11 protein-coding genes are annotated in these 11,325 nt (G+C 55.8%); 4 read left to right on the plus strand and 7 right to left on the minus strand.

Features of this window, described 5'->3' with window-relative positions; genetic code table 11:
- The coding region (locus AC07FD_RS29105) for a co-chaperone GroES (RefSeq protein ID WP_292539378.1) at nt 1-245 on the minus strand (245 nt) is incomplete at its 3' end.
- A 969-nt stretch (nt 246-1,214) separates the two neighbouring features.
- Nucleotides 1,215-1,439 carry a helix-turn-helix transcriptional regulator gene (locus AC07FD_RS29110; protein ID WP_478352647.1) on the minus strand — a complete coding sequence of 75 codons (225 nt, stop codon included), beginning with the start codon at nt 1,437-1,439 and terminating at the stop codon, nt 1,215-1,217.
- 748 nt (nt 1,440-2,187) lie between these two features.
- Here AC07FD_RS29110 and AC07FD_RS29115 point away from each other — a divergent pair.
- Nucleotides 2,188-2,394 carry a hypothetical protein gene (locus AC07FD_RS29115; RefSeq protein WP_478352648.1) on the plus strand — a complete coding sequence of 69 codons (207 nt, stop codon included), beginning with the start codon at nt 2,188-2,190 and terminating at the stop codon, nt 2,392-2,394.
- Here AC07FD_RS29115 and AC07FD_RS29120 read toward each other — a convergent pair.
- Entirely contained in the window at nt 2,381-3,001 is a 621-nt protein-coding gene (locus AC07FD_RS29120) for a dCTP deaminase domain-containing protein (protein WP_478352656.1), read from the minus strand. The genes AC07FD_RS29115 and AC07FD_RS29120 overlap by 14 nt on opposite strands.
- 204 nt (nt 3,002-3,205) lie before the next feature.
- Between AC07FD_RS29120 and AC07FD_RS29125 the strand changes: the two genes are divergently transcribed.
- The 3 genes from AC07FD_RS29125 to AC07FD_RS29135 are packed head-to-tail and all read left to right on the plus strand — an operon-like array spanning nt 3,206 to nt 6,812.
- Nucleotides 3,206-4,252, plus strand: coding sequence for a DNA adenine methylase (locus tag AC07FD_RS29125; RefSeq protein ID WP_478352649.1), 1,047 nt, complete (start codon nt 3,206-3,208; stop codon nt 4,250-4,252).
- Between the two features lies 1 nt (nt 4,253).
- Nucleotides 4,254-5,150, plus strand: a complete 897-nt coding sequence (locus AC07FD_RS29130; protein WP_478352650.1) for an HAD family hydrolase — start codon at nt 4,254-4,256, stop codon at nt 5,148-5,150.
- Nucleotides 5,151-5,192: 42 nt separating this feature from the next.
- Complete coding sequence (locus AC07FD_RS29135; RefSeq protein ID WP_478352651.1) at nt 5,193-6,812, plus strand: hypothetical protein; 1,620 nt, start codon at nt 5,193-5,195, stop codon at nt 6,810-6,812.
- Between the two features lies 1 nt (nt 6,813).
- On the opposite strand, the gene AC07FD_RS29140 is transcribed toward AC07FD_RS29135, so the two are convergent.
- The 4 genes from AC07FD_RS29140 to AC07FD_RS29155 all read right to left on the minus strand — a co-directional run.
- Complete coding sequence (locus AC07FD_RS29140; protein WP_478352652.1) at nt 6,814-7,464, minus strand: YqcI/YcgG family protein; 651 nt, start codon at nt 7,462-7,464, stop codon at nt 6,814-6,816.
- Nucleotides 7,457-9,562 carry a 5'-methylthioadenosine/S-adenosylhomocysteine nucleosidase family protein gene (locus AC07FD_RS29145; RefSeq protein WP_478352653.1) on the minus strand — a complete coding sequence of 702 codons (2,106 nt, stop codon included), beginning with the start codon at nt 9,560-9,562 and terminating at the stop codon, nt 7,457-7,459. Before AC07FD_RS29145 ends, AC07FD_RS29140 begins: the two co-directional genes overlap by 8 nt.
- Nucleotides 9,563-9,574: 12 nt before the next feature.
- Entirely contained in the window at nt 9,575-10,267 is a 693-nt protein-coding gene (locus AC07FD_RS29150; RefSeq protein WP_478352654.1) for a methyltransferase domain-containing protein, read from the minus strand.
- A gap of 603 nt (nt 10,268-10,870) precedes the next feature.
- A partial coding sequence (locus AC07FD_RS29155; protein WP_478352655.1) for a hypothetical protein occupies nt 10,871-11,325 on the minus strand: 455 nt, incomplete at its 5' end.

Below are 11,325 nucleotides of genomic sequence, written 5' to 3' on the forward strand. Positions count from 1 at the left end.
CCATTGAGCTTGACTTCGGTGCCCGACCACTTGCCGAACAGGATGCGGTCGCCAGCCTTGACGTCCAGGGGCACGAGCTTGCCAGCTTCGTCGCGAGCGCCGGAGCCGACGGCGATGATCTCGCCTTCCTGCGGCTTTTCCTTCGCCGTATCCGGGATGATGATCCCGCCGGCGGTCTTGGATTCGGATTCGACCCGGCGAACGACCACGCGGTCATGAAGCGGGCGGAACTTCGACTTTGCCATTTTTACTTCCTCGATGAGAACGGTGAGAAACAGTTCCTCCGTCCGGCGGCGCCGGACAAACCAATAGCTGCCCAGCGATGCCGGACCAACTTAGCACTCACCTATGGCGAGTGCTAACAACGCGGGGGATAGGCTCCTGGCATAGGAGAGTCAAGACGCTCGTGAGGCGATTGCAGACAGCCGGAATTATGATTTCGCCGGCTGTCCTATCGCCGAGGCGACCGCAGCGCCAGCAACGGCCATCGTTCGGCGAGCCCGTAGCTGTCGGTCAGCTCGAGACCGAAAGCACCGAAAGGTCTTGGCGTCCCAGATCGGTCGAAAAACGGCGTTTCTGCGAAGCAGCAAACCGCTCCACCCGGCGGCTGGGCAGCCCCATGGACTGAAATGGGGTGCGGGCGGAACGCACTACTCAGCCGCCCGGATCGATGATGCCAAAACAGGCCTAATATTCCGTAAACAGGAAGGCTGGCGACGCACCGATTGGCGTTCCCCGGACGTCAAAAGATGCTCGAATTCTCGCACAGTGGCGGGTGGTGTCGTAGTTCCCAATTAAGTCGCGCCCTGTTGCGGTCGCCATAGGCGCTTTTTCCGCACCGAACTCCAGTTCGCCCAGGACGATAGCTGAAAGCCGCATGGCGCTCAGTCGCTCCGAGTCCAAGCCTGCGTATCTCGGCATGCCCTTTCAGCGCTGCAATGATGATATTCGTGTCAAGAAGGTAAAGTGACGGCACTGTTCAATCGTCCAACGAGGCCACGTTTCAGCCGGCCTGTCATCCGGTGGGATCAGATCAATCTCATCGGCATTGTCCCAGAAATCGCGAAACGCTTCTGCCGCCATGCGAGGGGTGGTTATGCACCATTCGATCCGTGTTCGTAACTATATGTTATTAAAACATAATCTGTAATAAGACTTGCAATTAGTGGCGGCTAGTGGGGTATGTTCACGATGCTCAATTGTGATTGTCACGGTTAGTCACCAGCGTGCTCGATGAGTCGTTTTGACGCACGGCACGTCACGGTATTTTTCTGATCCCACACCACCAATTCCTCAACCGGGTACAGCACGGCTTTCCCAATTTTGATGTAGGCGGGTCCAAGCTTCATGGCGCGCCAGTTTCGCAGTGTTCCAATGGAGACGCTCCCCCGATAGCGTTCCGAGACTTCCTCAACCGTCAGAAATTTCTTGTCACCCATCAGAACCTCCAATAGTTTGCGTGCTGTCGCGTCAGATCGCTTTCCCAGTCAGCAGGGTCGGGCACACCAAGGAACTGTGGATCACGCAGTTACACGGATATGAATGCGGTTTGTAGACGAGAATTGAAAGGCGTAGACGAGACGAGTCGTAGAAACGGATAGTGCCGGACAATAATCGGACTGCCCGACTAGATCGAATGCCTAAGGGTTCGTCTCCCCACGTTCAGATTGGCCTTTTGATGGAACGATGGAGCCGCCGGGCGCAAATAATGGCCCATGGCCGATGCGGCACGATCCTAAAATCAGCGATAAACAAAAGGTCAGGCGGCCAAGCGTTGCGTGCGCTGATGTGAGGAGGGGGAGTCGAGTGTGCGGTTTGTCAAGCAGCTTTTCGCTCGATGTCAGTCTGCCTCCAGTTCGATTCGACAAAGACGCTTGCCGATTTTTCTCGGGGAGCAGCGGCGGCATCCACAACCCACCTGAAGCGGCGTTGGATTTCGACGTTGCCGGGCGATGCGGGGCGACCGAAAGGGGAATTCCAGGTTGCGGAAAGCGTAGTTTGTGGCTTGATGAGCAAGTCCGCACCAAAGGGGCATGGTATGGATTTAAGCATCAGGCGCGTGACGCGGTGGCATGATGGAAACGGTCGGACGAGCGAGAATTGCGATCTTGGGATGCGGGGTGCGAAGGACGGATTCTATTTGCAATGCCTCTCCAATTGAACCTGGAAGATGAGGCGGTATAACAAATGGACACCGCTAGAAGAAAAGTACTTGCCTTGGTGAAAAAAGGCTGGAGCGGCGAGAAATTCAAAAAGATAATCGATGATGACTTACCTGCCGGATCTGAAAAACAAGTTGTCAAAAATTATATTGACAATCAACTATATGACGGCGGTGCCTCTAGAACCCTTTTCTCGATATCACGGACTGAGGAAGACTTTAGGCGCCGCTGAATCCGTAACCGCGCTCTCCACGTTCGCTTCGAGCAGAAAACGCTGTGACATGGATCATTGTCGGCCGAGTGATGCGGGTGAACACCAACTGTCCCACGCGGTCGCCTGGCTCAACGACTATGGGGTCCGTTGGTCCGCCCGCCGGGTTCCGGTTCCAAAGCGATAGCCGGCAGGGTCCGTCGAAGTCTGGGTCCACAACACCGACCGTGTTTCCGTGAATTAGGCCCCTGTGACCGGCACCTGACCGCGGTAGCACGAGTGCACACCAATCCGGGTCACCGATCCGAAAAGCCATACCTGTCGAGACAAAAACCGGCGCAGCCTGTTCCTTGATTTCGAGACCCTCGTCGACACAGGCGAACAGATCGAGGCCCGCCGCCCACTCACTCCCCCAGGCCGGAAAGCCCCAGTCGAGTAGGCGCTGGTCTAGTACCTTGAACTCGACCTTAAGCTTGCTGCCCAATGTGTCGCACATGCTAACATGCCTCCTGAATAGATGTACTCGCCAGTTCAGTGCCAACCTTGTCGCAATCCGCGCCGAAGGAAGAGCCGCTGTTGTGGCTTCGATGCACGAACGCGTTGCATTGCGTCTGAGAATTGAGCACATGATGGTAATGAGAAAAATCACAGTGCACCAGTCTCGCTCTGAACAGAGACCCGATGGTGGCCAAGCAAAGAAAAATGCGCCGACGAAGGCACGCTGTCAGACCCGCTGCGGCGATCTGTTTCGGATACTCGCGATCCATTGCAAACAACGCTGGGAGCTATATGTGATCGAGAGGACGCACACCTATGCGTCCCTGGTTAGGTAATGAGATATATCGGGACCAAATCATCGACCTTGCCATTCCTCTGGGAGTTCGTGCAGCGCAACGCTCCAGAGGCGACGTCGCTCTGCGATTGCTTCGCGGGAACCTGTTCTGTCGCGCGTTACTTCAAGGCGAACGGGTTGCGCATCGTCACGGGCGATCTCATGGTGTTCTCTCACCGGTTCCAGCGTGCGTTGGTAGGGCTGAACCAGCAGCCGTTGTTTTCGGGCCTTGATGAAGCTGCAGAGATACAGGCCGGCGCGCAACCGCCACATCTTCGGGTGCTAGATCGCCTGTCTGCGCTTAAAGGCCACCCTGGTTATATTACCACGCATTTCTCGCCCGCCGGCGAAGTGCAGCGCATGTTTTTTACTGAGGAGAACGCCGCGCGTATCGATGCAATGCGAAGCTTGATCGAGCAATGGAGCGCTGCCGGCATGCTTCACTCGGACGAGGAAGACTATTTGCTGACCTCGCTGATCGTTGGCGTGGACGCGGTGGCGAACACTGCAGGCACCTATTACGCCTATCTGAAGTCCTGGGATAGAAAGGCTCGTAGACCGATTTCTCTTAAGCCGCTGGCGCTTTGCAACAACGGCCAAGACAATACCTGTCATCTCAGCGACGCGCGGGAGCTCGCAGCGCAATCGGACACTGACCTGCTCTACCTTGACCCGCCCTACAATGCGCGAGACTATGCCGGCTACTATCATCTGCCGGAGACGCTCGCTCGGGGGGAAGCTCCGCAGCCTTTGGGCAAGAGCGGAGTTCCGCGCGAAAAGCGCGTGGCCCGTTCGGATTTCTGCCGACCTGCCATGGCCTCGGCAGCTTTCCAGCAGTTGATCAAAGAAAGCGTCGCACCGCGCATCCTGATGCATTATGCAGTCGATGGCCTCATCTCGCACGAGCAGATTATGGACACGCTCTCGCTGGTCGGATCGATCAAGCATCAGGATTTGATGGTGCGGTCCTACGCGACCGACCGTGCGGCAGCGGCTGGCCGCGCGGCACACAGAATTTATTGGTGCGAACGCAGGGCGGCGCACTGACGTGCTGACGCCGGAACTCAAGGACCTCGACCTTCTGCGCAGGATCAAGATGGTCGTTATGGATATTGACGGAACGCTCATCGATCCGGCAAGGGATAATTTCCGGAACGTTCTCGCACATCTGTGGAAGCTGCGGCCACTCGGTATCGGCTTCACCCTCGCGACCGGGCGGACCTATCAAGGCGCGCTTTCGACCTCCCGGGAGTTGGAGTCGATCCGCATGAAGACCCCGCCGATGATCATCTACAACGGTGCGGTAGTGCTTTCGGGCGGTAAACGTACGGTGATGGTCCGGCACACCCTCGAGCAGGCGGCGGTGATGACGGTCGTCCGCCGCTTCCGAGATCTAGGTTTCGTAACTCTCGCATATGCCTGCGAGACCGACTTCGACCTTACACCTCGCGAGGTCGTCTATACTGAGAGTGCTGACGCCCCCGCTCGGGAGTTCAACGGAATGCCAGTTGTCTCGGTGGCCGACCTGACGGAGGTCCAAGACAAGTTTGTCGCGATACTGGCGCTTGCCAACGACCCGATCGAAGGTGTGCGGCTGACGTCCGAGCTGGCACAAGTTTTCAAGGGTGTCGTGAGAGTGACGACGTCGAGCGGTCGCTACATTGAGGTGTCTCCGCTAAAAGGGACAAAGTCTCACGCCATCCATGAACTCGCTAAGCTCAGTAAGATTTCCGTCGAACACATCATGGCGATCGGCGACAATTTTAACGATCTGGAAATGATCGAGGCAGCGGGCGTTGGCGTCGCAGTCGAAAACGCGCCACCCGAAGTAAAGTCCCACGCTACGTTCCAATGCACTCATCCGAGCGCCGCCGGCGTCGTGGAGGTCCTGCGCGTGCTGACTCAATCGAGACGTGGCGTCGCTTCAATACCCAGTACAGAATAAAACTATTGCGATTTTTTTCTCGCGTCACATTGAGTCCATCTCATGCCCGATCTTCTTGATTTTATCCCCGAGCGAGTGACAACCGACCGGTCAAGGATCGCGACCGGGCAATGGCTGAGCCCTACGGATCTGTTCGACGTCACCCTGACGCTGAACAGCAACGTACGGTCTCTGGAGACCTCGGAAGGCCGCCGGCCAAACGCGCTTTTCGTGCTGCAAAATGGTTTAGCGGTCACCATCAATACCGACTATGTTCGACCCTCAGTTTTTCAGTGCTTACTGTTGGCTCTGGCCGACCGTTTCGAACAATCGCCTGCGCCCGCCGGCGGCATGTCGATCATCGACGCCGACTGCGCGCTTGCGGTTGTCGCGAGCGACCGACTCTTCATTGAAGAGGTAAAGAAGATCTGGAGCCGAATTAGGTTGGGCGGAAGCCTGACTCCTGCCGAAGCGGTGACTACCCCTAAGCTCTACGGCAGCAAGGCGAGGCTAACCGAGTTCATTTGGGCTGCTGCCGCAGTGACCCTATCCGACGGCGCCGCCATCCTCGACGCGATGTCTGGAACCGGCTCGGTGACGCGCGTCCTCGCCCGGCGCTTCCACATGTCGGCCAATGACGCCAATCCCTACGCGGCAGTGTTGACACGGGCGCAATCCGTCGATTTCGATGACAAAGCCCGTGTATTGAGGTCCTGTCTTCGCGCTGCCACCGATGAGAATGTCGTCCGTCTTCGCGAGCTCGTGCACGATTCAGTAATTGAAGAAGAGAGCTTTTTCAACGACGAGTTCAACGAAGTCAACCGCACACGCTACGTAGCCTTCTGCGCCAAGTCCGTCCTGTCGCCGCAAGAATATCGGCCCGTCAGTGGCGAGCCCTACCAGCTTTGCCTACGTGGCTATGCGAATGTCTACCTGGGTGTGGCCCAATCGATCGACGCCGATAGCATTCGTAAGGCCATAGACACGGAAACGCAGAAAGAGTCGGATGCACGCACGATCTGCCTCGCGGCCCTATTAGCCGCAGTCTGCATTTGCAACAGCGGACCACACTTCGCACAGCCCCGCAGCCTAAACAGCGTAAGAGCCTTCAAACACGTAGTAGAGCGTCGGGCGCGTAGCTTGCGGTTTGAATTCGAACGAATGCTCGACCAGTTCGCCGAGCGACCTCGCAGTGACCGGGCCGCCTCTACCACATCGACCGACTGGCCCTCAGCACTCCAAGTATTTGCGCAAGAGAGCGTCGGAAAGAGCGAACTGGCGATCTATCTTGATCCGCCCTACTCAAAGCTACAATATTCTCGCTATTATCATCTGCTCAATACCATGATTGCTTACGACTATCCGCTACTGTCTCATACGGGGCGTTACCCACCGGTCAGTCAGCGGTTTAGCTCACGCTTTGAGTACAATGCTTCAGCCGCTCGAAAAGAGTTCGGCCGACTGTTTGATGCTTGCGCAGAGATCGGCGCCGCAATCGTCCTAAGCTACAGCGACACCGGATTCGTCTCGATCGAAGAGCTCGTCCAAAAGCTGACCGCGCGGTTCGCCCGAGTCGATCTCCTGTCCGAGAATATCCGTCACCACTCTCAGGGCAAACCGATCTCTCGCGCGCAGACTGTAACGGAATTCGTGCTGATCGCCAGAGATCCTATTGCGCGTTAACCTATTCCCACCAGCGCACCGGGTCATCGTTAGGGCTCATCGGGAACATGTAAAGAAGCGCCTCGATGCGCTTGTCAACCTGGGCGCCGTCATAGGGCATGCCGGCATCCCGGAACGCTGTCCGGATCGTCGCCTTCGTCGACACCTTGGAGGGATTGATGTTACATAGGTCGAAAGAATATTCCGGTTGAAAAAATACCCAGAACGAGCCGGGCGAGTTGATGAACTTCGAATGCGGGTCCGGATAGCAGGGACCGAACACGTTCAAAAACATGCGCATCCCGCTGAAGCTAAATTGCCAGTCCCTCGAAAGCTTGTCGCCTTCCATAGACCTCCTACAGTCCGAATCTCGCCGCGAGAGAGCCTGAAGGTACGAGCCGAATGCTTGGCGGACACTGTCGAAGTCGCGAGCGTCCTCGCCCAGCACGATCTGGCTAACGAAACCATGAAAGGCACCGCTTTCTCCCTCACTAACAAATGAAATGAGGGCGGCCGCGTGCGCCGCTACGTTGCTGTCAAAATTGAGACTGTCGTTCCAAGGTACCGAGAACCTAATTTTGGCGCGCTTCGCGAAGGGGCAGTAAGTCGACCCCTGCAGAGCCTCGAAATCGGCAACAGCATTTTTGTCGACTTCCACCGGATGATCAGCCATTGTCAGCATCCAACTGCTCGGCGAGGGAGGGCCACCTAGCCAATATATCTTTTCGGTCTATAGCCATCAGCGCAATCGGAAGTTCCTTCAACCTTCGTCGTGACTTAAGCCAACGCCAGATAGCTTGTGGCTGGTCGCCAGCATCAAAATTCTCGCGGTCTTCAGGGGGGATGTCGAAGTAAGTTGCGATCTTCTTCCAGCTGTCGTGCATCGCCAGAAGAAGTTTGTATCGATCGTCGTGCGCAAGAGCAGTGGCTGAAGGGGCCTGTTGCTTAAGTTTTGTCGCTTTTCTGTTCATTTCCGGGGAAACTAACATTTCTGCGACGAAAGCCGCTGCTACATTGGCAGCATATGGCTGCCAGCCATCCTCTTTGTCTTCGTCCGCATGATCGCAGATCGCTTTGATCATGATGAAACGCGGCTGGCTGGCACTTAGATGAACGGCAGTCATCGCTCCAGCAGCCTCCATCTCCACGCCAGTGATCGTCGTCCAGGCTGCGCGGAATTCCTCTAGGAACCCTGTCTTCGCGACGACTTTCTCTCCCGAGAGCAACGTACCGATGTGATGCTGGGGACCGTCCGGGCGTGGCTTAGGAGGTATTTCCGTTATTCGGGACTTCCACGCTCGGTTTCTGAAAACTGCCTCTGCGGCCTCGACAAGTTCGAATGAGGCTCGGTAGGCTTGGGGACGTAGTTCGACGGCGTTGGCCTTCAGCTTGGCAAGCTCGTAGGCGACGACTTGGTCAGCGATCAGAATGTCCCCGAGCCGGCGATCATCGTTTGGAAAGCCTCCCGCGATACCCACGAGTAGAATGTTCTCCGGATCCTCGGTTTGGATGAGCCGGGTCGCTTGGACTGCGGCGCTGTAATTGCCCATCGATTGCAGCCGGTGCACAAGGACGCGCTGGCCGTTGGCTAGGGTAGTGAAGTATTGGTTGCCAGTCACGGGCGCAATCGGTGGAATGGTCTGGATCAAAGCTTTATACTCTCGCTCGACTGCGCAGACGATGGCGGCGAAAAGCGTCTCAGACTTACGTTCGAACATAGTGCTCGCTCCTTGCTCCACAGGTGATGACGAAGTGGCCGGATCAGTGGACATTGGATCATTTGCTGCGACGGGCGGAGGCTTCCCAGAATAACCGACCAAAAGCCTAACCTCGTTGCCGAATGCGCCATTTGGCGGCGTGCTCGCGAGTGTCAATCTTGCAAGGACCGCGCGTGCGAGGTCAAGATCCTCACTATTGGCGGTATTCGTGAAGAGTCGCTCGGCGAGCGCATCCCATTCCTTTGAGCAATAAACATCCCACAACGCAGGAGATGGCGCGAACTCGAGTCCAGTATTGAGTTGGAACCGACTCAGGCGCTGCGCTAGGTCTCTGTAAGAGAGTGTTGCTTGGCTGGAGACACCGTATTCGAATGGGCTTGCCAGAGCAGATAGGTCCGATACGACTGAGCCGAACTGCATGGCATAGTCGCTAATATAGGCCGGCTCGATGATCTCCGCCGCAGCCGACGGGCGGACAGGTACCTGACGCTGCGCGAAGATTTCGTTGACGTGATCGGGTACGAATGCTCGACCGTCGAGAAGCTCCGGAATTTGCGGCCACAGGCCCTCAAGTTGCGCCAGAGCCGCAGGCGACGCACCCTCTCGAAGAAAATCCTCCAAATTGTTGGTTTCTGGGGCGTCACGCCAAGCGCGAATGATCTGACGTGTCGTTGATCCTTTCTTTTTGTGGAACGCGGGAACCTCCTTGGCGAGCAGACGCCGATAGGACTTCGTCAGATCTGTAGGCGAACCCTTATTATAGGTTTGCTGTTTGCGTACCAGATGTTCCTCAATGCTGCCGTCCGGAGAAGATAGCCCAATCACGCCGTAAGTTCGAAACTCGGGATATTCGTCGAGCGTCAGCCTGCAAAGCTCAGACTCGTAGATGGAGGAACACGGCAGTATCACGCGTTGCGAGAACATCAGCGCTAGACGGAAAGCGAGGTTCGCCTCTTTACGGATCGTCGCGAGGCTGTGGTGATTGCCTTCGGACGCCCGCTGACCATGGTATCGGTCGAGAAAATGGATATAGATCGACGCGATCGGCTTCACGATGAAATGCCTTCAACTCAACCTGGCACAAACTCTAAAATTTAGCATATAATGAAATTTGCCTTTTTCAGATTTGAAAGTCGTAAGATCCGTAAGAGTTAGCCCGATCCGCAAGAATCGTCGAATGATGTCCTCGACGCGATTCGCTTCGAACAGAACATTTTTAAATGTAAACTTGTCAATTTTCTTCAACGAACAGTGACCAGAGCGATACTCGTCTAGCAGCTCGGGATTTTGGCCCGCGGCTTCGATCACGTCTTCGAGGACATCCGGCATAAAGATCAGAAGTTGCCCACCCTCTTTAATCAAGTTGGAGACATTGAGAGCAATTCCATCGTTGAGCGAGAAGTCAAGAAACGTGTAAGCTACATACCCCATCCCAGATTGCGGCAACTCGTTAGTGTCGAACGTTAGATCATGCTGTATAAACCGAGCTTTGGCTCGGTCTCTCGATCTTAAACGGGCGAAATCGAGCATATCGTTGGCATGGTCAAGTAGACGCCATTCAACATCTTTCAGATTGCCACGACTCGCGACCTCACGAGCTATGTACCCACTCCCGCAGCCGATATCGATGATGGAACTATGTTGACCAGCTATGGCGACCTCGATGATCGATGGTATGACGAATTGGTTTCTGATTTCGTCTGTAGCGCATCCCTGATCCCACAGGGCGGGTGGGCGTTCAACAGGGCTATCGGTCAAGTTTTTTCTCTCGCATTCAAAATTTCCGATCAGTACCGGTCTGCGGCAATTTAGTCTGGTCTGCCTGGTAGTCGTCAGTCATGGCAAGGTGAAGCGCTGTCTGTCCGATAATCAACATGAATCATTGCTCACCGTCTGAAGATTCGCTGCTCTTGAGTCCGAGTTTTTCAGAGGTCTCGGTGTTCGGCTCTTTGTCTGCGACGGAGTTGGTACCATTCTTCCGTCCCAAGGTCGCGAAGTCAAAACGGTATTGTTGTTGCTGGACGCACCTGCACTGCACTGCGCTCGCATTTGGGCCGGCAGCCCAAAGATCATCCTCGATGTTGTCATCCCAGGGAAAACATAAAACCTCTACATGGTGTCCAAGTGCCACTTAATCGGGTGCAGGAAAGAGCTTTACGACACCAATCTTTTTTCGGCTGTCGGACAAAGACAGGACGTTCGCATATCGCGCTTTTACTCAAAAAGCTGACTGGCCGCTAGCGGCCCAAATGCGTATCCATGTATTCCCGCCCAACATCATCGATGAGATCGGCAGAGGGCCGAGCAGCCTGTTTGACGTTTAGGTAAACCGCGCCGCCTGAAGCGCTTCGGCTGTAGCAGCTATGGGTTAGGGGCGACCATAGCTTGGCCGGCGATTGGCTTCATCAGACGCACGTCCAACAAGATTGACCGGATCTGAGGCCAGGGAAGCTCATCATCGTCAGGGGAGGGCTGGCCCTCCTCAATTATAGCATCAAGTTTGGCTGCAACGTCGGCGAGTGACACGACGGGGGTTTCCATCAAAATTTCGAACAGCTTTTGCGCCCGCTCAGCCGCGGCGGACTCTGCACGCAATGCTACGGAATAACCTACCTCTTCGTCTGCGGTATTCCAGCGGGCCTGTCGCGCCTCCAGAGTTTCATCAGGATCGGTGAGATTCGCGCCATTGCCAGGGTCGACACCTCGCGCGGCGTGACTTGCCGTAGGAAATCCGACGGATTCAGCTAGTACCTCTGCACAGAGGTTATGACTCTTTGGAAGTCGGCTTGGGATAGGCTTTGGCCATCTTAAGGCGT

It is taken from the genome of Mesorhizobium waitakense, from assembly GCF_056431085.1.

Excerpts from the sequence above, each read along its gene's own strand:
- AC07FD_RS29110 (WP_478352647.1), bottom strand. The coding sequence starts at position 1,439 with ATGGGTGACAAGAAATTTCTGACGGTTGAGGAAGTCTCGGAACGCTAT.
- AC07FD_RS29115 (WP_478352648.1), top strand. The coding sequence starts at position 2,188 with ATGGACACCGCTAGAAGAAAAGTACTTGCCTTGGTGAAAAAAGGCTGG.
- AC07FD_RS29120 (WP_478352656.1), bottom strand. The coding sequence starts at position 3,001 with ATGTGCTCAATTCTCAGACGCAATGCAACGCGTTCGTGCATCGAAGCC.
- AC07FD_RS29125 (WP_478352649.1), top strand. The coding sequence starts at position 3,206 with ATGAGATATATCGGGACCAAATCATCGACCTTGCCATTCCTCTGGGAG.
- AC07FD_RS29135 (WP_478352651.1), top strand. The coding sequence starts at position 5,193 with ATGCCCGATCTTCTTGATTTTATCCCCGAGCGAGTGACAACCGACCGG.
- AC07FD_RS29140 (WP_478352652.1), bottom strand. The coding sequence starts at position 7,464 with ATGGCTGATCATCCGGTGGAAGTCGACAAAAATGCTGTTGCCGATTTC.